The following is a 23,859-nucleotide window of genomic DNA, read 5'->3' on the forward strand; positions in this document are numbered from 1 at the left end:
CCGAAGTTGTTGGTTCCGTCGAGCGGATCCACCGCCCAGACGAACGGCTGATCCGACCAGTGGGTGTACGGCTCCTCCTCGGCCACCACGCCATGGTGCGGGAAGGCTTCGAGCAGATGCCGAACAATGATGCGCTGGGCGGCGAGGTCGGCTTCCAACTGGACGTCGTTGAGGCCCTTGTGCGCGGTGATCGAGCGTGACCCGAACCGCTCACGCAAGGCCCGCCCGGCTTCCCGCGCCGCTTCGCGGGCGACCGCCGACTCGCGGGCCATGGGCGGAAGCGGGTCCCGACCCGGCCCGAGGTCGCTCGTCCGGGCTCCGCCGGGTTCGGGGCCCATGCTCATTCCGTCCTGGGTCCGGCCGTGTTGCCACCACGTCTGAGGCGATGTTCCTCGGCGACGATGGCGGGAATGGTGGCGCTGACGACCGGCAGCACGATGCTCGCCACCGCAGCCCACGCCTGTCGGGCCGAGGAACTCGACCCCAATTGTGCGAACACGCCTCCCTGCCAGAGGATCAGGGCCGCGCCCGCGACCGCGAGCGTGGACAACAACGCGGTCGACCATCGACTGCGGCCATCGGCCGGCGCGGCCGGGTGTCCGGAGATCCAGGCGCTTTGGTGGGCGAGACAGGCCAGCGTCGCGCGACGGTCGCGTTCGACATATCGGGCGACGGCGACCGGTACGAGGTCGCGGGTGCCGGCCCGCAACACGGTACGCAGGGCCAGAACCGCGTCGTGCGTGGCCCACACGGGTGGGGATTCGGGGGCCGTGACACTGCACTTCCACGTACCGTTGGCCTGTTGCAGCGCGAGCAACCGACGGACTCCGTCCAGCATGATCGCCTCGTCGAGGCCGTGTCCCGCGAGGCTCAGCGCCGTCAACGCCCATGGCGTGCCGAAGTGCCGGTAGTCCATGCGGATCGAACGGGAGGGGTCGACGGAGGTGTTGGCCGTGGTCGACTCCCACGGCTCGTCCTTGAAGGCGTCGAACGTCTCGATCAAGTGGTCGCAGCCGGCGACCACGGCCGGGTCGGTGGCCGGCGACTGGGCGGCGAGCAGGGCGACGATCGCGTAGCCCGTGTACGCGGCGGAGGGGGTCCCGTTGCTGTCGGTGGCGCGTGCGGACGCGCCCCAGCCGCCGTTGGGGCACTGTGCGTGGCGCAACCAGGAAACGCCTCTGGTCATGGCGTCCATCCGGCCGAAACCGGCCAGGGCCCGAACCGCGACAGTGGTCGGAAAGACCATCGACTGGTCGTCCGCCGGCGACGACGACCAACCGCCGTCCGTCCGTTGCCGAGCCTCCAACCAGGCGATCCCCCGGGCGATCGTGGGATCCGCGGCCGAACGGCCGGCCTCGCGCAGGGCCATCAGTGACGCGGCGGTGCTCTCGATGATCGACAGGCTGCTCTGGCCGCCGATCAGCGAACTGCGCACCCGCCAACCGCCGTCCGGATTTTGTACGGCCTCGAGCGTTTGCGCCGGTCGGGTGACGAATTCCCCTTGGGCCCCGGCGTAGATGTGCGCGAGCAGGGCTTCGGCGGTGGACAACACGCCGATGGATCGGCCGTCCTGGTACTGGTTCCATCCCCACTGGCCGTTCTCGATCGACAGGTGGCTGTCCAGGTAGGCGACGGACATCGCGAACGCGCGCTGGATCGACATCGTCAGGTCGGTGGCCGAGCCGGCCGCCCGGCACCAGTCGCGTGCCGTGACCAGGTGGGCCGCGTGGTCGATGTCGGTCCCCCGACCTGCCGCGTCCGCGAAGCTCAACACCCGCAACTGCCGGTCGCCGGGGAGTGTGACCTGGGCCGGCCGGACGGTGGCGACCGCGACGAGCACCACCGTGTCGTCGACACGTTCGCACGCGACCAGGCCCACGTACGAGACGTCCACCCCCAGAATCCTCGACGCGTGGTTTTGGACGAGTTCGTCGAAACCGATCGTGCGGTCCGCGCCGGTGGCGGTGAGGTCCAGCCGCACGTACCCCAGACGGGATCCGTCGGCTCGGAACACGAACCAGTCGCCGTCCGGGGCGAGCAGGATCAGGTCGACCCGGGTCAACATGAGGCGTCCTCCGAGAATTCGACTCCCTCCAAATGCTTCAGCAGGAAGGTCAGTTGGCGGGCCAGGCAGCGCGGCGAGAACGGCGTGAGCGCGATCGCCGGGCCGGCCCGCAGGCTGCTCCGAGCGAAGACGTCGACGCTCGCACGGCGGTCCCGTCCCTGAAGGACCAGGCTCGCGGTCGTGCGTGACGGGTCGCCCAGCACCCGGTGCAGCACGTCGGCCGAGAGTTCGTACTTGGTGCCGGCCGCCAGGTCGGCGTCGAAGACGCACAGCAGTCGGCGCGTGCCTCGGGGGATCAGCGAGTACGAGGAGGAGTCGTCGGCGGAGTGGTACGCGTAGGCGTGGAACGGTTGCCCCGGTTCGGGACCTCGTTCGAATCCTGGTTCGCTCGCCCGTTCGGCCTCTGGTTCGATCCCCGGTCCGGCTCCGGGCGCGACCGCGGCCGACATCACCGGATCCAGGGGAACGAACTGCTGGTAGCGGTAGCCTCCGGTGAGCAACAACGAGGAGAAGTCCCAACGGTGATTGTGCACATTGGCGGTGTCGTGCCGGGTCGCCTCTCGCATCCACCAGATGTGCAATCGCAACTGGTGATGCGGACCCGAGGCGAGGACGACTTTCGAGAATCCGTTCGGATGGCGGTACGACTTCGCCGCGACGGCGGCCAATCCGGACTCGCTCGCAAGGATCGTCCGCAGGAGTTCGCCGACGACTCGTCGCTGCTCGAACGGAGCGAGCGCGTCGGCCAGGGCGCCCCGGCGGCCGCACGCGTGCATCTCCTCCTGTTCGGCGAGGTTGGCGACCGAAGCCGCGGGATGCATGGCGGAGACCACGACTTCACCCTCGCGCGATGTCGGCGTTCGAGAACTGCGGAACTCCGGTGACTTCCCGATCTATGCGCAGGAAATCCGGCAGGAGCACCTCTTGCCGTTCGTCGGCGAGTTGGATCTCCAGGATGCGACAGGCGCGGGAAGCGGGTTCGCGGATGTCGTCGAGCTCGAACAACTGGCCACGCCATGTGAAGAACCAGCGTTCCTTCGTCACGGGTCGTCGACCGGGATCACGGCGTTCACGCAATTCGTCGTACTGATCGCCGGTGATCTCCACCTCTTCGATCTCGCGCACTCCGGGGCGCAACGGCCTCAGGATGGTGTGGGCATAGTGAACCGCCTCCTTGCCCTCCTTGCGCCTGATTCGCTCCTCCGCGTGGGCGCTCACTTCGAGGTAGATCTGTTCGAGGTTCACCCGTTCCGCGGCGGCGAGGACCGGGTGCCGAAGGCTCCCCGAGGCGGCCAACAGGAACTTGCGCTCAATCTCGACGAGCACCGCGTCTCCCCCCGGACGGCGACGACACACGGCCGGCCGCTCCTCGGCGCCGTCCTCGGGCACCGCGTTGGTCGGCCGCACCATCACTCGATGATAGCGACCGGCCACGCGCCGTGGATCCCCTTTGCCGGATATTGCCCGTCCGCCGGAAGCGCGCGGCCCCGGTCGGTGGGCAAACGGCCGCCGACGAGGCCGCCCGGCCCCACTCGACGGGCGAACTTCGACCGGCCGTCGAGCGATCGACTCCCCGGCCCATGGCGAGCGTCGAACGGGGCACCTCTGACGGCTGCGATCGTCCGCACTGACCCCGATCTTGCGGGGGAAGACGCGGGGACGGTGCGTGTCGGCTCGGCCGGTGGCCGGTCACGGGCACGGTGGGGTGTCCAGGGGGACGCGGAGCGGCTCCGGCGACGTCAGGTCCGGGGGCCGCGGCAGTAGGTCGGCGGGCGGGGCGGTCTCGGTGCAGATCCGCCGGATGGCCGCCTTGGCGGTGACGACCCACAGCTGGACCACGCCGGCGTTGTTCGCGGTGGCCACCAGATCGCCGCTACGATCGAAGGCGACCCCTTTCACGAACCGGTTGTGTGCGGCCGGCGGGGGCGTGCGTGCCCTCGGGTGGTCCGGGTCGGTGACGTCCCACAGCAACAGCATGTTCTCGCTGCCCATGGCGAGAGTCTTGCCGGGGGGTTGAAGACGGCCTTTGTAACGTTTCGAACGTTTTCGCGATGTTCCACGAACTCACCCGGCCGTCTCCTCCGGTCGCCACCAGCGTGTCACTCGCGCGATCGAACGCGACGGCCCGCATCTGTTCGGAGTGACCGGTCAGCGACGCGGACAGGTTCCACAGTCGCATGGTGCGGTCGCCGCCGGTGGTGTCCACCGTACGGCCGTCGGGGCTGAAGCCGGATGCCCGGACGATGTCCGTGTGTCCGGTCAGGGATCGGGGTTCGTCATGATCCACAGCTGGGTACTGTTGTGCGAGCCGCGGGCGGCCGGCACGCGGCCGTCGGGGCTGAACGCGAGTGGATGTGCTGATCCCCGAACGCCACGTTGACGTGGGAAGCGCCGGAGGCGGTGATGCCCACGCCCGGGGGCGGGCCCGTGTCGGAGCCTGCTGCCCCCAGCGTCGTCCCCGTCGTCCGGGGCGGATCGGGGAACATTCGCCTCCGTAGGATCGGGCGTAGTCACTTTTCGTGGATGTGCCGGTCTCGCCCGGCCACGTTGACGCGCCCCTGATCGGAAACCCTCGCGTGCACCACGATCGACCGGATGGCCCCCTGTTCGTCGTCGCTCAGCGCGGGCAGCGGCGTCTCGTCCAGTACCCGCTGCAACTCGTCCGCCAGCGCGAGCTGTTCGCGCAACAGACGCTGGAGTCGGGTCCGCCAGGGGCCGACCAGCGCGACCGAGGCCTCCGGATCGCCGTCCCGACGCGCGATCAGGATGTCCTCCCGGACCTCAGTTCGTCCTCGACCGAATCCGCCTCAGTGCCCCGCGCCGCCCGTCGGCGCCGGGCCGGCCAGCCGTTCCTCCAGGCGTTTGCCCTCGATGTCCGGGTCGGGGACGTATTTCGCGAACCACTGCGGGTGGTACCAGAGTTTGGCCCGGACGATCGCCATCGTCGCCGGGACCAGGGTGAGCCGGACCACGAAGGCGTCCAGGAAGACACCGACCGCGAAGCTGAAGCCGATCACCTTGATGGTCGGGTCGTCGGTGAACATGAACGCCACGAAGATCGAGAACATGATCAGCGCCGCCGCCGTCACCACCCGCGCCGACAACCCGGTGCCGCGCGCGACCGCGCCTCGGGCATCGCCCGTGGTGGTGTAGTCCTCCTTGATCCGCGAGACGACGAACACCTCGTAGTCGCTGGACAGGCCGAAGATGATCGCGAGCATCAGGATCGGCAGGAAGCTGATCGTCTCGGTGGGGGTGATGTCGAAGATGTCCTGGCCCCAGCCCCACTGGAACATCGCGACCTCCGCGCCGAAGGCCGCGCCGATCGACAGCAGGAAGCCGAGGATCGACTTGATCGGCACCAGGATGGTCCGAAACGCGAAGGTCAGCAGCACGAAGGCCAGCCCCACCACCACCAGCAGGAACACCGGCAGCGCGTCGGAGAGTTTCGTGGACACGTCGATGTTGGAGGCGGTGCTGCCGCCGACCAGGATCGGCGCGCCGACGCCGTTCTCGATCGCCGCGCGGTTGTCCCGGATGTGGTGCACCAGGTCGGCGGTGGTGTCGGAGTTGGGTCCGGTGGTCGGGATCACCCGCACCACGGCCACCTCGTTGTTCACGGCGAGCGGACCCGCCGCCGCGACGTCCGGTTGTTGCCGCAGCGCGTTCACCAACGTCTGCACGCCGCTCTGGTCGACGGGTCCGTCGGCGACCACCAGGAGGGGCCCGTTGAAGCCGGGCCCGAAGCTCTCCGCGGTCAGGTCGTACGCCTTGCGCTGGGTGGAGGACTCGGGCTGCGACGCGGCGCTGGGCAGCCCCAGGTCCATGCTCGCCGCCGGGATCGCCAGCACGAGCAACAGGCCGACGCCGAGGACCAGGACCGGGATCCGGAAACGCACCACGAAGCGCGCCCAGGTCGCGCCGAACGTCCGGGCCGGCTCGGTCGCGGTGATCCGCGCGACCTCCTCGTGGTGCCCGGGTCGCAGCCGGGTGTCGATGAACTTGGCGACCTTGGGACCGGCGAAGCCCAGGATCGCCGGCAGCAGGGTGAGCGCGATCAGCAGCGCGACCGACACCGCCGCCGCCGCGCACAGTCCCATCAGGGTCAGGAACGGGATGCCCACGACGGCCAGCCCGCACAGGGCGATGATCACGGTGAGCCCGGCGAAGACGACCGAACTCCCGGCGGTGCCCAAGGCCAGCGACGCGGACTCCTCCGGCGTCATGCCGGCGATCAGGTTGTTGCGGTGCCGGAACAGGATGAACAGCCCGTAGTCGATCCCGCAGGACAGACCGAGCATCAGTGCCACCGTCGTGGACGCCGACGCGATGTCCACCACCGACGCGAGCGCGGTCACCCCCATCAGCGCGATCACCACGCCGATGATCGCGTTGACGATCGGCACGCCGGCGGCGACCACCGCGCCGAAGGTGATCAGCAGGATGATCAGCGCGATCGCCAGCCCGATCAGCTCGGGCAGTTCGGAGGGGGTGATCCGCCAGCCCGGATACACACTGCCCGAGTACTCGACCTGGACACCGGCCTGCTCGGCCGGCGCCACGGCATCCTCGAGTTTGTCCAGGGTGGAATCCTCGACGTCCGCCGGCTGCGCCGTGTACTGCACCCAGCCCAACGCGACCTGCTGGTCGGGCGCGACCCCCTGATCGGTGAACGGGTCCGACACGGAGGCCACTTGCGGCACGGTCCGCAATTGCGCGACGGCCGCCTCGATGCCGGCGCGAGGGCCCTGGTCGGTAACCTTGGCCGGGCTCTTCACAGCGAACACCACCTGGGTCTGCGCGCCGCCGAGCGCCGGCAACTTCTGCTCCAACAGGTCCGTCGTCCGCTGCGACTCGGTACCCGGGATGGTGAAGCTGTCGTTGGTCTGGCCACCGCTGACCATGGCCAGGACGATGGCGGCCACCGCGACGGCGAGCCAGAATCCCACGACCCACCGCCGACGCCGAAACGCCCATTTCCCCAGCCGGAACAGATAGGTGGACAAGCCGCTTCCCTCCGCACCTATCGACAGGCCGCAACCGGCACACGAAGTACCACGCGGCGACCCGCGACCACAAAGACGCACAAGAACATGCAAAACCCAATAATCTCGCCCTATTTTGTCCTCTTCGATACAACGAAACCCCGCCGACGCGCCGACAACCCCAACCACCCGAGGGCTCGCCACACCGAGGAACCGGTCGGGCATCGACGGCCCCGAATGGACCCGCCGCCACTGGAACAGCGGCGACTACGCCGTCCTGACCCACCTCGACACCCCCTCCCCGAAGCCGGGGCGCGTGGCGGGCGGCGGTGTACTCGGATCGTGCACCGGTGATGCAGTGGGACGACGGCGGGCACTCCGGCGACGGCACCCTCGGGCACCCCGACGCGGGCCCCTACGAGCGGATCCAGGTCACCGCCGGGGTGCGGCGCATCCCTGGGACGACGTGGTCGCCGGCCCGTTCGATCCCGTCGGCTTCGTCCTCGGGTCGCACGTACCCGACCGCCTCGCCCAGCCCGTTCGGGAGGACCGGGGCGGCGGAACCCTGTGGCTGCACACCGCCGACACGGCCGCAGCCGAGCAACCGGTCTGTATCGCGACCGAGACCAACCGCTCGCCGCGCCGAGGACGGTCATCGAGCGGCAACGCGCCTGACCGTACGGCGTCTTCCGGGCCCGTCGGGCCATCCCGACGGGCCCGCGTCGTATCCTCCGACCCCGGCGGGTCAGGTCTCCGTGTCGGCGGTCGGCATCTCCTTCTCCTGCTCGATGTCCACGGGTTCCCGGCCGTTCTCGGGTGTTTCTTCGGCTGCGCGGGACGAGGAGACGTGGATCGTCTTCCAGTACGAGTTCGAGTAGAGGGTCTTGCAGGTTTCGACGGGCAGGTACTCCTGCGAACCCCCTGCTCTCTCCTCGAGGTGCCTGTTTGTGTGGCTGACGAAGCGCAGCGTGTCATTCGCCCGAAGCACCCGGTGGCCGCCTGCGGTGATGTTGCCGGTCGTGCTGATCGAACCCGCCGTCTGGCTGATGCTGTTCTCGACCGTGAAGGCGCCGTTGATCGTGGACTTGACCTTGATGACGGCGAGGGTGCCGTAGACGTTCATGTTGGCCGTGTCCTTGATGTCGAGGCGGCCCGTCTTGAGCCAGATGTATCCGTTGGCGCCGGGGTCGACGGTGACGTTGCCGTTGACGGTCAGGGACTTGCCCGACTCGATGGTGACGTTGCCCTTGGCCGTGATGGTGCCGTTCGTGGTGAGCGGGCCGTTGGCCGTGAGTTCGCCCGTGGTTGCCGCCGGGCCGGCCTTCGCGGTGAGTGCGCCGAAGACGGTGATCTGGCCGCCGTTCTGCGGGATGGTCAGCCCGGCCTTGCCCTCGAGCGCCAGCGTGTTCTTGACGGCGATGGTGCCTGCGGTGGTCGGGGCCGCCACGCTGGTGACGGCGATGTCCGGGGTGTTGACCTTGATGTATGTGGTGAGGTAGCGGACTTCGTTGCCCATCTTGGCTTCGAGGGTGAAGCTGGAGTCGTCGACCAGGGCCACCGGGGAGGTCCAACTGCCGTTGCTCGCCGGGGCGGAGCCCTGGGTGCCGTCCGGCTTGCGGTAGTACATGGTGTACGTCGCGTGTGGGGTGCCGTCCCACAGGAGGGTGGCCTTGGTGTTGCGGGCGATGGCGACGCTGGCCGGTCGGAAGCTGTGCAGGTAGAACGAGTCGTCGCGCTTGCGCACTTCGCCTCGGCCCTCGCGCTCCTCGAAGCGGCCGGTCGCTCCGGTGGTCGACGTCGATTCCTCCCAGACGATGTCGACCGGGCCGACACCGCCGTTGACCTCGATGCCCCACAACTCCAGGACGACGCTCCAGGTTCCGTCGAACGCGGCGGGCTCGTCCGGCGGCGGCGAACACGTGAAGATCACCTGGTTCGGGTCGCGGGTGTCGCGGTCCACGGTCCACTGCCGCTTGCCGGCGGGGACGGTCAACTCGTACTTGATCAGCCCCGGTTCGCTGGTCAGCGCGGATGCCTGACGGCCGGTCGGGATCCGGACCTTGAACCACTTGCAGTGCACGGGCCAGGTGCCGCCCGACTTCACCTTGCCGTAGGTGAGGGTCAGTTTGGCGTACTCCGGTTTGGCGAACGTCGAGACGTTCGGCGTCCCCGGCTCGGGCACCATGGCGGGCGGGAGCAGCATGGGAAGGGCGGCGGTGGTCACGGCTCTCCAACTTTCTCGGACGGCGTGGCGGTGGCGGTGGTGAGAGTGGTGTTCCCGGCGCGGCGCCGCGGGGAGCCGTCACCCGGCGCGGTGTCCTCGGTGATCCGGCTCAGGGTGCCGAGCGGGGTGCTGATGTCGAGGATGAGGGTGAGGGTCCAACTGCCGTCGAAACCGGCCGGTTCGGCGGGGGTGAGGGTGAGGAGGGTGGTGGTCGGGTCGGTGGTGCCGGTTTCGACCAACCACTGTCGGCCGCGCCCGGGGCCGCGTCGCACGTCCAGTCGGGTGCGCAGGATCACGGGTTCGCCGGTCCGTACGACCGCGTCGTGGGCGATAGGGAGCGCGAGGGCGATCCGCGCGCACCGCACCGGCCAGGCGGTGCGGCCCTCCGGGTCGTCGCCCACGGTGAGCCGGACGCGGTGGAGGGCCGTCTCCGCGGGTCGGGTGGCCGGCGCCGGGGTGTGCTCCAGGCGGTACGGGAGCAGCAGCGCCGAATCGGGGCTGGTCACGAAGCACTTCCTTCCTCGACCGGGGCGACCGGGGCGACCGGGGCGACCGGTGCGGCCGTCGGGGCCACCGTCGGAGCCGGCGAACCCCCGCCGCCCGGCGCCGCACCGCGCCTGCGCACCGACCCGGCCGGTTGCAGTTGGAGGTAGCCCGAACGGGCCACCGGCAAGGGCGCGTCGGGGTGGGACAACGGGTCCGCGTTGTGGATGACGTGCTCGTCCCAGTCCGGCAGTGCCGCGCCGTCGGCCGTGCCGTCCACCACGATCGGCTCGGCCCAGGTCCACTCGCCGTGCCAGGCGGCGGGACGGGGCATCACGAGGGAGCTGTCCGGCGGCTCGGCCCGCACGCCGAACTCCCGGACCGCATACGGCTCGTCGGCAACACCGGTGTGGCGCAGCCGCAGGAAGCGTCCGGCGAGCGGGGGTTCCACATCGTGGTGGATCTCGGTCACCCGGCCGTAGCCCCGCAACACGGTCCACTGCTCGCCATCCGCCGATGCCTCCAGTTCGGTCGCCGCCGGAATACCACTGCCGTCGGCCCTGCCGAGGAGGATGTCGACGCCCGCCACCTCCCGCTCCACGTGCAGGTCGAGGCCGACCCAGTCGCCGGCGACCGGCGGTTCGGCGCTCTCGTAGGAGGTACTCGGGTCGCCGTCGGCCATCGCGGCGGCGGGATGCCCGGCGCCGGCCTCGGCGGAGGCCGAGGCGATGGGCGGGCCGAAGCGGTCGGGGGCGAGCAGGGGATTGAGCCGGAACGAGGCGCGGATCCGGGCCAGGGCCCGATGCGTGGTGTCGGCGTCCACCCCGACCTCGGCGACGGGCAGGATGTCGGTGGTGGCGTGCACGGCGGTGTGCGGGCAGGCCAGCAGGGTCAGGTGGTGGGTGGCGGGACGATCGGCGGGCCGAGCCGGCACGGTGAGGTGGGCGCCGGTGTCGATCGCCGTGACGTACGTGTTGGCCGGACCGCTCGGGTCGACGGCGTGGAAGCGGTGGTACCGGGTGCGCAGGTCGTGGTCGTCGGCGGCGAAGTAGCCGATGAGCCCGTCGGAGAGCCGGTCGGGATCGCCCAGGCGCACGGTCCAGCGATAGTCCGGGTAGTCGCGGTAGTCGGGGTACTCGCTCTCGTCGGGGTAGGGCTCGCCCGCCGGCACGAGCGCACGTTTCCAACTCGGGTCGCTCAGCGGCTCACCCATCAGATCCAGGTTGAGCCGGGCCCGGACGAGTGCGATGGGGCGACCGATCAACCGCGCCGGGGACCGGTCCTCGTCGGGCGCGGGCTCGACGATGTGGTCGAGCGCGGTGTCGATCGTCTCGGTCAGTGCCTCGAACGCCGCCGGCTGGTGGCGGAGCAGGCCGCGCGCGAAGGCCGCGAGGTGCGGGTAGGCGGCGGCGAAGTCGTCGTCGTCCGGGTGCCGGAACGGCGCGTGCGGAAGCGTATTCCAGGCGGTGGTACGGATGTTGTCGACGTCGCGGACCACCCGCAGTTCGCCCAACGGCTCCCCGTCGGGGCCATACGCCAGGAGGGTCCGGTCGAGGTGGTTGACCAGCAGCCACCCGGCCACCGGAGTCTCGGCGCCGGCCGATCCCGCGACCTCGACGGCCCCGGTTCCGGCCCCATCCACCTCCGCGGGCGGCTCGTCGACCCGCAGCGGCACGGGATCCAGCCGCACCCGAGCCGGTTGTCCGATCCGGGGCGGCAGTTGCACGAAGCGCTGCGGACCGGGCGGGTCGAGGAACAGATCGCGATCCGGCACCACGCTCTCCGCCCGCACGAGCGGAAAGTGGATGGGCTGGCTGCCGACCGGCTGCACCAGCGAGCACACCCGGCCGAAGCGGTCGACGACGATCAGTTCGATGAAGTGGAACTGGCCGGCCCGTACCGGCTGGAAACGCCGCGTGCCATGACCCTCCGCGCCGTCGGGCACGTGGTTGGTCTCCCCGGCCAGGGCCAGGACGGACGCGTCGGTGACGGCCTGGGCGGCGCCGTCCTGCTGGAGGAGCCAGTCGTGGAAGCCGTCGAGGCTCTGGGAGAGCACATCCAGGGTCTCCAACTCCTCGCGCATGTCCCGTAGTTGCCGGGCAAGCTCCGGCGGCGCGTGGTCGGCGAGTCGGCGCGCCTGCTCGCGCAGTACGTAGCGGGTGGAAGGGGTGACGAAGGCACGCGCGCCGAAGGCGGTCCACCGTCGGCCGCCGTCCCCGTCGCCCTCGGCCGCGTTCGTACCCTGCCAGCGGTAACGGTGGATGTCGGGTTCGGGGTCGCCGTCGCGACCGGGGCCGAACTCCCAGTTGAGGGTGGCGTCCGGACTCCGGTACGGGGTGGCGCAATACTTGACCTCCCACTGGAGGTAGAGCGGCAGCCAGGGTTGCCGCCACACCCCGGTGTATTCGGGCCACGGACCCACGGAGTTGGCGTCCGGGTCGGCGACGACGGCGTGCAGCGCCGTGAGCGCGGGCTCGCCACCGGTCGCCGGGGTGCGTACGGCCCGGTCGAGCAGCGCGAACTCCGCCACCAACGCCCCGATGCCGCCCGGAACTTCGGGGGTGTTGACGGGCAGCAGCGGGGTGCCGGAGACGTCCGCCCAAGTGCCGTTGATCTTCACCCGGGTCAGCAGCCGGGACGGCAGCCGGCACGGCAGCGGGTCGTCCTCGTCCCGGCCGAGCGGTTGTGACGTACCCGAGCCGGTGAGCGCGAGGACGGGGTCGGCGGGGCTGTGGAAGCTCTGCCGAGGTGTGCGCTTCAGCTCCAACTCGGCGGGCAGTTCGCGGGTTTCCGCGTGGCCATCGATCGCGGCCTGGAGCGCTTCGGGAGTGAGCCCGTGCGGGACCTTGGGCGCGAGCCGTTCGACTTCGGCCCGGCAGTCCGTCACCCGCGTGCCGGCGTCCCGGATGCGCGCGTCCCAGGCGCTCTCGTCGAGGTCGAAGTCGAGCGGGCGGCGGTTCTCGGGCAGGTGGCGCAACCACCACAGGCGCCAGAGCCGCCACTGCGCGGCGGCGAGGTTGTGGCCGGCCCGGTCGTAGTCGTCCTGGTCGACGTTGAGATCCGCGATCCAGCCCGGTTGCGCGGGCGGCGGGGCCTGGTTGTCGGCCTGTTCGCCGGGTCGGTTGACCACCTGCCAGCGGGCGCCGCCGTCGTGTCCGCTGAACCACGACCGGCGGGTGATCTCGTCCAGGGAGACCTTCCCGTCGGGGTGGTCGAGTTCGTCGGGGTTGCCGTGGAACAGGGCGCGGACCCGGTCGGCGAGGTCGGTGTCACCGGTCGGCTGCGCGGCGAGCGCGGCGACGGCGTCGGCGGTGCTGTGGCCGATGGCGACGTTGACGTTTCCGCTCGCGGGCCGGTCGGATTCGGGGTGTCCACCCTCGCGGTCCCAGGGGATGCCGAGGGCGGTGCCGGCGTACAGGGTGCGGGTGATCGTGCTCGGCATGCCGTCGGGCGCGGCCCAGCCCAGCGCCCGGAGTACATCCGCCGGGTCGTCGGGGTCGGCGTCGGGGGGCAGCAGGCCGGCGATGTCGCCGGCGGTGGCGAGGATGTCGGCTTCGTCCCGGCTGTACCAGCCGATCACCTGGTAGCTCACGGTGCACGGCGGGGGGTAGTTGTCGTTGGCCTTCAGGTCGGCGAGGGTGTCGTGGAAGAGGAACACGTTCTCGTGGTACGGCGCGAACGCCGCGAACGCGGGCAGTCCGCTGCCGATGGCGGTGAGGAACAACGTCCGGGCGGCCGGTTCGCGCCAGGGTCCCTCGCTCAGCGTATGCACCCGGCCGATGTAGTCGGCGCGGGGCCGCTCCTTGGGGGAGGCGGGGTCCACGAACGGGGTGAAGGCCGACTCGACGGGCCCGCCGTCGGCCTTCTCCAGGTAGTCGGAGTGGACCAGGAACCCGGCGGCCTTCAGCGTGCCCCGCACCTCGGCGTAGCGCACCACGAGCCAACGGTTCGGCACCAGCGGGAACTTGCTGACGCCGGTGGCGGCGTCGATCACGCCGGTGCTCAGCGCCTCGGGCAACTGCCACTGGACATGGATGCCCTCTTCGGGGTTGCCCTCGGCGTACTGGACGGGCGGTTCGGCGTTGCTGCGGAACTCCTCGGCGAAGGTCCACGGGTAGCGCGGGCTCCAGCGACGAAAGTCGTCGTACGCGGCCACGTCACGCGTGGCGAGGAGCGCGTGGACCTCGACGGGGACGATCAGGTCGGTGTCGGTCGTCGAGGCGCTGCCGATCGTCGGATCGGTGTCGGTCATCGGGCGCTCTCCCGTTCCGGCGCGGGGTCGAGGGTCAGGCGTTGCTCGACGGGGGCGTTGACGAGTTGCAGGGCGAACTCGCCCGGCGCGAGGTCGCGCAGCGCGGGGTCGAGCCCGGCGGCGAGCGCGGGTACCAGGCCCCGGTCGCCGCGCAGCGCGAGCACCTGCGGGACGTCGCCCTCGTGCGGCAGGCGCAGGTGGCGGGTGAGCAGGCCGCCCTCGGCGGGGTAGTTGCGGCGCAGCGGGTGGCCGAGGTTGTCACCGGGCCGGTGGTCGCGCAGGTTGACCACGCTGTTGTCGCCCGGCCCCTCCTTGCTGTCGACGCCGAAGTGGATGCCCTGGCCGGGTTCGCGGATGACGATCTCGTCGGGGACGGCGTCCAGGAGCACCAGCAGGGTGTCGGGGGCGACGTGGTCGCGGCGCAGTTCGCCGACGTCGGCGCCGGCGATGCTCGCGATGAGGTCGAACACCGGCCAGGCTTGCACGAGTTCGGAGCGGATCAGCAGTCCGGCGCGGCCGGCCGCCCCGGTACGGGTACGGGTGCGGCGCTGGTCGACGGCGGCGGTGAGCGCGGTGTCGACGAGGGCGTCGAGGGAGCTGTGTACGCCGACGTCGCGCGCGCCCGCGAGCAGTGCCTCGATCCAGTTCTCGTCGATGCGGAAGAGCCGTATCGATTCCGGGGGGAGCATCGCGGGGTGTGGGACGAGGTAGTTGAACGGTACGCGGCGGAGCAGGGTCAGTTCGTCCAGCCAGGCCGGCAGCGTGCGGGTGTGTCGTTCGGCGGCCGCGGTCAGGGCCGCCGTCGCGGCTTCGGCCGCGAGCGCGGCGCGGGTGCCCTGCCGGGTCGGGCGGGTACGCCGGCGCCGCGTCGGCGTCGGGGCCGCCCGGTCGGGCGTGGCCGGCGGGCGGCCGAGTGCGTCGAGCAGGCGGGCGGCGAAGCCGGGATCGGCCAACTCGCGCAGGGTCCGCCCGTCCGGGTCGCCGTCGGCGAGCGCCCGGCCGGCCGCGGCTCGGGCCATCACGGTCGCCGCGGTGTTGGCGAGTTCGCGCCGGGCGCGGGTGATCTCCTCGCTGTAGTCGGGGTCACTCAGCGCCAGGGTGCGGCCGAGGGTCCAGGCGGCGGCGTAGGAGACGTCGAACAGGCCGTGTTCGGGTTCGTAGATCAACGCGTGGTCGGCGGTGGTCTTGGGCGTATCCCGGGCGAAGTCGCGGGTCTCGGCGGCGATCACGGGGACGAACGGGCCGCGGTACCAGCCGTAGGTGGTCTCCCCGGACAGCAGCCGGTACGGCACCGGGGTGTAGCCCAGGTGCAGTCGGCGGCGGGTGTAGTCCTCGGCGTCCCCGGTGGACCGGGCCGCGACCTCGCCGTTCGGGCGCAGGCGCAGCGCCAGGTTCTCCCGGTCGGTGCGGGCGGGTGCGACGAGGTTGCCCAGCAGCGCGGCGGCGTCGCGGGTGCCGGCCGGGTCGCTGGTGAACGTCCACGAGTGCAGTACGCACAGCCGCACGAACCGGATGCCGGCGCCCAGTCGGCCGGGGTCGAGCCTGCCGTCGAAGCCCTCCAGGGAGACCAGGTGCGCGGTGTAGGTGCCGGTGTGCCGGGGGAGCCGGTTGGCGGCCAGGACGGCGTACTGTCCCTCGGTCGGGATCTCGCCGTCGTCCAGGAGTTGCGGCTTGGTGGCGACGTTGCGGACGTGGGCGAGGTAGTGCAGTTCCTCCTCGCGCGGTACGAGCGCGGTGAACAGCGCGGCGGGCACGTCGATGCTCTGGCAGCGGCTCGCCGCGACGCCCGGGGTGATGCCCTCGTCGCTGAGGTCGGGGCCGAGGATGCCGGCGCCGGGGTCGCGCAGTTCGGCGACGGTACGGGTGGTGGTGCGGCCCATTCCCTCGGGGTCGTCGGGCAGTTCGCCCGCGCGGAAGACCATCAGCGCCGGCCAGGGCGCCTGTTCGGGTACGGCGCGGCCCTTGATCAGCCGTTCCCAGGGCAGGATGGAGCGGTCCAGCGTGATGTGCGGCAGGGTACGGCGGAAGTCGCCCGCGGCGCCCTCGGCGGGGTAGTGGGCGTGCACGGACGCCGGGTCGAGCACGAACCGGACCGCGCGGATCTCGAACTGCCGCGTGGTGGTCGGGATGGCCGGGTTCGCGTCGACCCGGTTGCCGCCCTTGGTCAGGTGGTGCTCCGCCGTGAGTGTGTAGACGCCGGCGGGGGCGAGCGGGCGACGGTAGTCGTGGAAGGCGACGAGGAGGTCTTCGGTACCGCTCAACGTCGGTTCACCTCTCGGCTGTGGTGGTCATGGGCGCGGTGGTGAACGTGCTCCTGGCGAGGTCGGCGTAGCGGGTCGGCGGTTCGTCGGTGCCGGGGGCGAGGCCGAGCGCGGCCAGGGCGGCGTGTACCGAGGCGCGGCGTTCGGCGGTGGTGGGCGCGGCGATGCCGGTGTCCGGGTCGACGATGGCGCGGATACTGCCCTCGCCCTCGTCGTCGGGGATCGACGGCGGCCCCTCCGGGTGCGCGCCCAGTCGTGGGATCTCGGCGTCCGGGAGTCCGTCGGCCTTCAGTGCCTTGCCGTCGACCCAGCCGACGGCGGGGCCCAGTTCGGGTTCGGGGATCTCGAAGGTGAGGCCGGCCGGGCGGTCGGTGAGCAGGCCGTCGCCGTCGAGCACGTCCGTGGGCTTGCCCAGTGGCGCGCCCCACATGCCCTTGGGCATGTCCTGCCGGTGCACGGTGACGCGCCATCCGGTGGGGGTGTACTCGGTGTCGAACCGCTCGAGCGTGACGTGGTGTTCGGAGACCACGCCCTGTCCCTTGGCGCCCATCGGCCGGATGTCGATGGTGTCGTCCGCGCTGCCGGCGAAGGTCTTGCCGTTGAGGGTGATACGGCTCGCGGGCACGGCGGACTCGGTGCGTACGGTGAATCCGTCACCGGAGACCAGCAGTGGCTCCCCCGCCGCGGACCGGCTCGCGGTCTCCTGCGGGTCGACGTCGACCAGCAGTCCGGCCAGCGGGGCGATCGACAGCGGCGCGGGCAACTGCACGGCGAACTCGGGCCATTCGATTGCCGGTACGCCGGCGCGGTCGGTACCGAAGCCGATGGTGAAGCCGATGAACCAGACCTTGATCCGGGCCCGGCCGCCGATCGGCGGCCCCCACAGGTCCAGCGACACCCCGACCGACAGGGAGACCCGCACGCGGATGAACAACACCTTGACGGTGGCCGCGACGCCGATGCTCAGGCCCATGGACAGGTCGAAGTAGAAGGGTTTCCATTGCACGAGCGCGTCCAGCCAGGCGGTGAACCAGGCTTGCAGCTTGATGCCGTGTCCCTTGTCGTAGTTCGCGGACAACTCGCCGCCGGCCATGAAAGCCCCGTCGGTGAGCGCCGCGTACACCTGGCCCCGGATGGCCACCGGCCCGATCGCCCAACGCCAGCCCACACGTGGCGGATTGGGGTAGTACGCGGGTCGTTTGAACCGCGGGTGGTAGCCGCCCAGGGTGAACACGAAGCCCTTGCCGCCGCCGACGGCGGTGCGGTCCTTGCCCCAGATGTACAGGGACAAGCCGCCGGTGAGTTCGGCCGCAGGGTCGATGACGTAGGAGCCGGGCGCGATGACGGCGTCCATCGAGAACAGGCCGTGGTCGTGGTGGTATCCGATGGCCAGGTCGATCACGACGCGGGCGATCGGTTTGGCGGCGGCCTTGTTGCGCGGCAGGTCGATCGTGGTGCGCCCGATCAGCAGCACCTTCCACTGTTCGCCGCCCTCGACCAGGAGCAGCGCCCGGGAGCGGATGAACTCGAACGAGCTGAACTCGATGCCGCCCGCGCCCCAGTACCGGCCCTCGCGCGGGGTGATCCAGCCGCCGGGACCGGCGAGTTTCTCCAGCACCTGTTCCGGGGTGTCGCCGCTGCCGCTCCCGTCCAGGCGGTTGACCAGCGGGAAGGTGCCGACGTCCGTGATGGTCGGGGTGCGGACGGTGCTGTTGACGCCGAAGCCGAGCGAGAGGGCGATCACCCGGAACGGGGGCGGGCCGAACAACCCCCGCTCGCCGCCGGAGAGTTCGCCGAACAAGAACATCGACGACCAGCCGTCGACGGCCTTGGCGTACGAGCCGGCGGCGTGCAGGGCGAAGAATCCGGTCTCGATGGAGGCGAGTCCGACGAACTGTTCGGTCAGGCCGGGGGCGACCTCCGAGCCGGTGCGGCGCTCGACCATGCCGCTGATCCGCAGCGGCGGTTGGTCCAACTGCACGCCGGCGCCGCGCAGTCGGGGCGAGACGGTCAACTCCCCGTCGATGCCCAGGCCGAGGCCCATCAGCACGAGCCGGACCGGGCCCACCGACAGCACGGCGTCCAGCGCGACGAGGATGCGCCCGTCCGCGAGGCCGACGCCGATCCGCGAGATGCGCACCGCCCCGAAGGTCAGGTCGAGGTCGCGCGCGCCCGTGTCGGCCGGTGCCGCGTGCACCGTGAGCGGGGTTCGGGCGGCGGCCGCGAGCGTGCCGGCGGGGCCGGTGGTGATCGGCAGCAGCAGCGGGTCCTGCGCCACCCCGCCGATGCTCAGCTCGATCTGTACGGCGAAGCCGGGCCCGGCCGCGGTGCCGCCGGCGAAACGCGGCAGTCGACGTTCGCGGCCGGAGTCGATCCGATGCAACGCGTCGTTGATCGCGGCGGCCTGCGGCGCGTCCCAGCCGGTGGGTGTGGAGGTGAAGGCGATGCCGTCGACGACGAGGTCCGCGCCGGGCGGGATCGCCTCGCCGACCAGCGGCAGGTCCGAGGCGCGTGCCCCGAGCCGGGCGCGCACCGCCGCCGCGTGCACCCGGGGTGCGCCCGGACCGGTGCCGGGGCGGGCGGCGTAGACCCAGCCCGTGTGTTCGGTCGAGGCGGTCAGCAGCACCCGGCCCGTCGCGGACTCGTACCGCACCGACAGTGTGGTGAGCACGGGCCGCAACACGTCGGGCAGATGGGGCAGTTCGATGCCGAGCGCGGCCACCAGGTCGGTCAGCGCGACACCTTCGTCCGCGTGCCACGTCCCGGTGATCGTCGCCGCCGGGCCCTGTTCGTGGTACTCGACGGCGAAGACCAGCGTGCGCGGGTCGTCGTGCCCGTCGGGGACCTGCACGGTCAGCGTGCCGGCGACGTTCTTGTCGTACCCGCCGGCTGCCCGACGCGTCAGCCGGGCGGTCAGGTCGAGCACGGCGTCGGCATCGCCGAGGGGGAAGGCGCAGGAGCAGCCGAGGTCGAATTCCCGGCCGCCGCTGTCGAACGAGACGCTGGTTTCACGTACCGTCAGGTCGGCGAGCAGCGCGGGTGGTGGCACGTCGAAGAGGGCGAACAGGTCGGCGGGGACCAGGTCGTTGGCGATGCCGGAGAATCGCCACAGACCGTTGTCGTAGCGGGCCGCGATGCTCAGCCGGGTCCCACCGACGGCGGCCTCGGCGCTCAGCCCGACGGTGCGGCCGGCGGTCCCGGTGCCCTCGACGGACAGCGTGATGCCGGTGAGCGCGAAGACGTCGCCGATCTCCCAGTCGCCCGCCAGGTCCAGTTCGACGCCGAAGTCCTTCGACCGCGCGTCGAGCCACGCCCCGAACGCCTCGACCGTCCCGGTGGGGATCTGGGCGCCGGGTACGAAGAGGGCGAGCACGTCGGCGAGCGGGAGCGGTTGGAGCAGCTCGGCGGTGAGGTCGAGTTCGGGCACGGAGACGGACACGCCGACGAAGGCGTCACCGATGCGCAGGACGCCACCGAGCCGGGCGTGCACGTTCGCCCCGGTGCTGCGCGGGGACGCGATGCCGAACTCGACGTCGATCTCCTCGACGTCGAACACGCCGGGGATCAGGTCCCAGCGGGCCGGGAGGCCCACCCGTACCGACGCGCCGAGCACGGGATCGAGACCGGCCGCCGCGCGCTGCGCGTCGGGGGTGAAAACGACGCTCAATTCCAGGAGTTCGAGCGTGGCCGGGAGCGGCAGGCCGGGCAGGTCGGGCAGCACGAAGCGGCCGCCGGGTACTCCCGGGACGAGTTGGCCGAGGTCGCCGAGGGTGGTGAAGCCCACTCCGGCGAACGCGCCGTGCAATGTGTACGTACTGGCGGCCGGGCCGGTCTGCACGAGCGTGCGCAACCGCAGCGCCGCTTCCCCGGCGGCGGCGAACGGCAGGTCGCCGCCCACGGTCGCGACTGTGGACACCGCGTCGTCGGCGCCGGGTTCGGCGGACAACACCAACAACAGTCGGTCGAAGCCGTAGGCGCGCAGGAAGCCGGCTTCGAGCCGGAGGTAGGGGAGGTCGATCTTCCACTCGCCCGGGTCCGGCGCGGTGGTCAGGGTGACGTCGACGGTCAGACCGGCCACCACCGGCGGCGATGCCGTCGTGTTCGCGGTGAAGGTGACCGTCGCCGCGGCGCCCGGGGTCAGGCCGGGCACGGTCACCGCCCCGGAGAGGGTGAGGTGTTCCGGGTCGACGGCGGTGACCCCGGTCACGGCCAGCGGGCCGCCCAGGTAGGTGCCGAAGAGGTCTTCCGTGCCCGGCACGGCCAGTTCCGCGGCGGTCAGGCGGAAGTCGCCGCCGATCGTGGGAAACCTGCGCCGGAGTTCGTCTGTGGTCAGCGCCATGGCGTTGTCCCCCGGGTCTCAGTAGCCGATCATGACGTTGCCGGCGGCGTCGAGCGTCAGGTGCCATGTGCCGCAGATGAAGCGCTCGTCGTCCGGTGTCGTGGACGTCCAGTCCGGGTTGACCATCAACTGCGAGGTGAACACGGCCCGGTCGGTTTGATCGACCAGGAACGACGGGTTCGGCGCGGCCCGGTCGTCGAAGTAGGTGTACTCGTGCGGTTCGGCGGGCTGGACGACGCCGGACCACGTTTTCACCTGTTCCAGGTGGCTGATCTTGGGGATACCCGAGCCGTTGAAGGACTTGGTCCCGGAACTGACGGTGAGCCGCTGCGGTTTGATCAGCTTGATCCAGCGCTCGCGGGAGGAGGTGTCGCTGCCGTGGTGCCCCATCTTGAGGGTGACGTTCGCCGAGGGCAGCCGGGGTGCCCAGTTGGCGAGGATGAAGTCCTCGGTGACCACCGTCGAGTCCGCGGCGAACACCATGACGGCCTTCTTGTAGACCAGCGCCAGCACCGCGCTGTCCGGGTTCGGGTCGTAGCGTTCGAGTTCCTTCCGCAGGCGTGTTTTCTCGTGCGGATCCGTTGCCGGGGCCAGGAACTTCTCCCACTTCGCCTTGCGCGTCGCGTAGGTGCCGGTGGCGTTGGCCGCCACGGCGTAGAGCCCTTCGTCGGTGCCCAGGCGCACGATCGGCTGACCGTACTGCCAGGGCACGCCGGTGCCCCCGCCGGCCGGGGGTCCGCTGAACGCGAGGGAATTGGGCAGTGGTTGCGCGCCGTTGGCCTGGAGCCACCGGTAGGTGGCGTTCGGTAGACCGCCGGACTTGTCGCGACCGTTCTGGTAGTCCTCCAGCACCCCGGTGTAGTAGGCGGACTTCACCGTGAATCCGTCGAGCGCGCGCACCAGCAGGTTGTAGTGGTCCTCGTCGGCGTGCGAGATGAACAGGTAGTCGATCGTTTTCCTCGGCACGAAGGTGGCGAGGAGGCGCTTGACATTGGTGAGGGCGTCCACGACCTCCTGCGTGGGGGTGGTGATCAGGCAGCGTGCGCCCTTGGTGGAGCCGCAGTCGATCAACACCACCTCGCCGGTGCCGTGCGGTGGGTCGGGGAAGATGATCAGGGTGCAGTCGCCCTGACCGACACCGACGAAGATCACCCTCGCGTGGGGGCCGGGTGGCACGGGAATGGCCATCGCAGACTCCAGACATCTCGGATGTGCAAGGCAGCGGAGTGGCTGGACAACAGGTCGACCGGGCGACCCGGCGGCCGGGCGGTGCGGCTGGGGTCACGACGGCCGGGCGCGCCTCGGGAGTCGGGCCCTATCCGGGCGCGGGACGAAGTCCCCTCCGCATCGGATGACCGACGAGCGAATCCACCACGGACAACGGCACGAGACGCCCCCTCGCCCTCTACGCACGTGACCTGACACTGTTTACGGCTCTGCCAGGCCCCGATCAGATCACACTTCGCAATCACTCGGTACCACAAAGCGATATCTCGCCATGCGATGGCCGGATCCTCCCCATCACCCGCCGGTGTCCAAGGTTCTCGCCTTCCTGCCCACCGGCGAACGCGCCGACACCGCCGTCGACGAGGCGTTCGCCGCGCGCTGGAGTTCAGCCGGCACGGCCCTACCGCGTCGACGAACCCCTTGCCGCCGCCGGGGGAAGGCGATGCCCGGCCTCGCCTCCAGTCCCCCAGGCAGGAGCCTCGGGGTTGGCCGGCCCGAGATCGTGCAGGCGCCGCGCCTGCGTTCGAACTCCGGCATCCACGCCGCGGCAATCTCGGGTGTTTCCAGGGGAAAGCGATCGTTGTGGCCCGCGGTATCCAAGCCCCGGGTTGTACCGCCGCAGCCCACCCGGCGCCGCTGAGCGACGGACCCAATGCACGGCTCGATCGGCGCGTGAACGCGGTCAGGGCGCCGCCGACGTGACGATCGCGCGCCGGATGTCACGCTCCACCGACGTTCAGAATGGGGGTGTGTCCGTGCCACCGGTCGCAGCCGGCCAGGCCGGCCTGGGGCGGGGCCGTCGCAGGTGCGCCACGGCTTCCTCGATGCGGCCGAGGTCGATCAGATACCGGGCCGGAACTCCGGGTTGGCGGTGGGGTGCCGTTCGAGCTCGGTCACGGCCTCCTCGGGCCGGCCGGCGTCGGCGAGCACCTCGGCGATGGTCCACGCCGCGTACGAGCTGTCTCCCTCGGGGTCTGCGCGGGCCTGGGCGATCGCGTCCTCGTGCAGCCCGCATGCGGCCGGCAGGGCGATCCGGCCGGCGAAGAACTCCCAGTCCTGCTGCCCCGGGATCAGGACGTCGAGATGGGCCAAGCCCTCCCGGGCCCGGCCGTGGTCGGCGTACAGGGTGCACAGCATGGACACGGTCCAGTCCTCCGGGCCGGCGTCGACCAGGGCCCGCATCACCGCGATCGCCTCCTCCACGCGGCCGTGCCGCTCCAGGAATTGCGCGAGGTGCACCTCGGGGTGAAAGAAGCCGGCCCGCGCGTCGACGCGAGCCCGCAGCACCGTGATCGCGCCTTCCACGTCGCCGCGTTCCTCGAGCCACTCCACCAGACGCGCCGCCGCGTGGCCGTGGCTTTCGACCCTCGCATAGGCGCGCAGTTCCTCGAACCGGCCGTGCCGCGCGAGCAGGTCGGCGAGCGCGTCGCGGTTGCCGACCGACGTGGACTCCCGGGTGCGCAGGAGGGCGACGGCGTCGTCCACACGGCCCAGGCGCTTACGGATCCCGGCGAGTAGTTCGACCGCGTTCCATGGGTAACGCCACGGCCACCGCACGACGGTGAGCCGCAGCGGCCACAGTCGCGCACCGCCCGGATGCGGGCGGTCAGCAGGTCGGCGGCGTCCTCGTCGCGACCGGCGACCGCGGCGACGTCGACCAGCGCCGCCGCGGGGATCCACTCCGCGACGTGCGGAGCGAGCATCCAGAACGCCTCGTCGGCGCGAGCGTGGCGGGCGAGCAGACGGGCACAGAACGCCGGCTCCGGCGAACCCCCGCCCTCGGCGTGCGGGCGCACCGGCGCGATCGGCTCCTCGGCCTTCCCCCACCCCTCCAGCACCTCGGCCCGCCCTCCACCACCTCGTGGCCACGTACGGGTCGAGCGCCCGCAGCGCCTCGACTGGCGGTCCCGCGCGGCCGGCAACCGTGCGTGCTCGCGCGCGCAGAACCACTCCCCGCGCGCCGCCCAGGTCTTCACCACCTCGTGGTGCCCGAGCTCGAGAAGGCGGGTGACCAGGTCCGGAG

General features: G+C 71.1%; 15 protein-coding genes. All 15 read right to left on the reverse strand.

Translation table 11 applies throughout. From position 1 onward, the window contains the following. Positions 1–272, reverse strand: a 272-nt coding sequence (locus ACH4XV_RS38575) for an inositol monophosphatase family protein (protein ID WP_395797574.1), incomplete at its 3' end; no start/stop codon positions are given. A 68-nt stretch (positions 273–340) separates the two neighbouring features. Beyond that, a complete protein-coding gene (locus ACH4XV_RS38580; protein WP_395797576.1) occupies positions 341–2,065 on the reverse strand; it encodes a prenyltransferase/squalene oxidase repeat-containing protein in 1,725 nt (574 codons plus the stop codon). Beyond that, a complete protein-coding gene (locus ACH4XV_RS38585; RefSeq protein WP_395797578.1) occupies positions 2,059–2,898 on the reverse strand; it encodes a hypothetical protein in 840 nt (279 codons plus the stop codon). The genes ACH4XV_RS38580 and ACH4XV_RS38585 overlap by 7 nt, the downstream gene beginning before the upstream one ends. A 4-nt stretch (positions 2,899–2,902) precedes the next feature. Beyond that, positions 2,903–3,475, reverse strand: a complete 573-nt coding sequence (locus ACH4XV_RS38590; RefSeq protein WP_395797579.1) for a hypothetical protein — start codon at positions 3,473–3,475, stop codon at positions 2,903–2,905. 279 nt (positions 3,476–3,754) lie between these two features. Continuing rightward, positions 3,755–4,057: a hypothetical protein gene (locus ACH4XV_RS38595; protein WP_395797816.1), complete on the reverse strand. Its 303-nt coding sequence runs from the start codon at positions 4,055–4,057 to the stop codon at positions 3,755–3,757. Next, complete coding sequence (locus ACH4XV_RS38600; RefSeq protein ID WP_395797581.1) at positions 3,939–4,352, reverse strand: hypothetical protein; 414 nt, start codon at positions 4,350–4,352, stop codon at positions 3,939–3,941. Before ACH4XV_RS38600 ends, ACH4XV_RS38595 begins: the two co-directional genes overlap by 119 nt. Positions 4,353–4,575: 223 nt before the next feature. Continuing rightward, positions 4,576–4,752: a hypothetical protein gene (locus tag ACH4XV_RS38605; RefSeq protein ID WP_395797583.1), complete on the reverse strand. Its 177-nt coding sequence runs from the start codon at positions 4,750–4,752 to the stop codon at positions 4,576–4,578. Positions 4,753–4,872: 120 nt separating this feature from the next. Next, complete coding sequence (locus tag ACH4XV_RS38610) at positions 4,873–7,071, reverse strand: MMPL family transporter (protein ID WP_395797585.1); 2,199 nt, start codon at positions 7,069–7,071, stop codon at positions 4,873–4,875. A 724-nt stretch (positions 7,072–7,795) separates the two neighbouring features. Continuing rightward, a complete protein-coding gene (locus ACH4XV_RS38615; protein ID WP_395797587.1) occupies positions 7,796–9,274 on the reverse strand; it encodes a hypothetical protein in 1,479 nt (492 codons plus the stop codon). After that, positions 9,271–9,780, reverse strand: coding sequence for a hypothetical protein (locus tag ACH4XV_RS38620; RefSeq protein ID WP_395797589.1), 510 nt, complete (start codon positions 9,778–9,780; stop codon positions 9,271–9,273). The genes ACH4XV_RS38615 and ACH4XV_RS38620 overlap by 4 nt, the downstream gene beginning before the upstream one ends. Then, positions 9,777–14,009, reverse strand: a complete 4,233-nt coding sequence (locus tag ACH4XV_RS38625) for a discoidin domain-containing protein (RefSeq protein WP_395797591.1) — start codon at positions 14,007–14,009, stop codon at positions 9,777–9,779. The genes ACH4XV_RS38620 and ACH4XV_RS38625 overlap by 4 nt, the downstream gene beginning before the upstream one ends. Further along, positions 14,006–16,270: a hypothetical protein gene (locus tag ACH4XV_RS38630; RefSeq protein WP_395797593.1), complete on the reverse strand. Its 2,265-nt coding sequence runs from the start codon at positions 16,268–16,270 to the stop codon at positions 14,006–14,008. Before ACH4XV_RS38630 ends, ACH4XV_RS38625 begins: the two co-directional genes overlap by 4 nt. Before the next feature lie 7 nt (positions 16,271–16,277). Then, positions 16,278–20,609 carry a DUF6603 domain-containing protein gene (locus ACH4XV_RS38635; protein WP_395797595.1) on the reverse strand — a complete coding sequence of 1,444 codons (4,332 nt, stop codon included), beginning with the start codon at positions 20,607–20,609 and terminating at the stop codon, positions 16,278–16,280. A gap of 18 nt (positions 20,610–20,627) precedes the next feature. Beyond that, positions 20,628–21,797 (reverse strand): ComEC/Rec2 family competence protein, encoded by a 1,170-nt coding sequence (locus ACH4XV_RS38640; protein WP_395797597.1) that lies wholly within the window; start codon positions 21,795–21,797, stop codon positions 20,628–20,630. Between the two features lie 879 nt (positions 21,798–22,676). Then, entirely contained in the window at positions 22,677–23,321 is a 645-nt protein-coding gene (locus ACH4XV_RS38645; RefSeq protein ID WP_395797599.1) for a tetratricopeptide repeat protein, read from the reverse strand. Positions 23,322–23,859: the final 538 nt, after the last annotated feature.

This window comes from Embleya sp. NPDC020630, from assembly GCF_044334985.1.
In the GTDB taxonomy this organism is placed as follows: domain Bacteria; phylum Actinomycetota; class Actinomycetes; order Streptomycetales; family Streptomycetaceae; genus Embleya.

Bases quoted from the DNA above. Each gene is read 5' to 3' on its own strand.
- ACH4XV_RS38580 (WP_395797576.1), bottom strand. From the start codon at position 2,065: ATGTTGACCCGGGTCGACCTGATCCTGCTCGCCCCGGACGGCGACTGG.
- ACH4XV_RS38590 (WP_395797579.1), bottom strand. From the start codon at position 3,475: ATGGTGCGGCCGACCAACGCGGTGCCCGAGGACGGCGCCGAGGAGCGG.
- ACH4XV_RS38595 (WP_395797816.1), bottom strand. From the start codon at position 4,057: ATGGGCAGCGAGAACATGCTGTTGCTGTGGGACGTCACCGACCCGGAC.
- ACH4XV_RS38625 (WP_395797591.1), bottom strand. From the start codon at position 14,009: ATGACCGACACCGATCCGACGATCGGCAGCGCCTCGACGACCGACACC.
- ACH4XV_RS38635 (WP_395797595.1), bottom strand. From the start codon at position 20,609: ATGGCGCTGACCACAGACGAACTCCGGCGCAGGTTTCCCACGATCGGC.
- ACH4XV_RS38640 (WP_395797597.1), bottom strand. From the start codon at position 21,797: ATGGCCATTCCCGTGCCACCCGGCCCCCACGCGAGGGTGATCTTCGTC.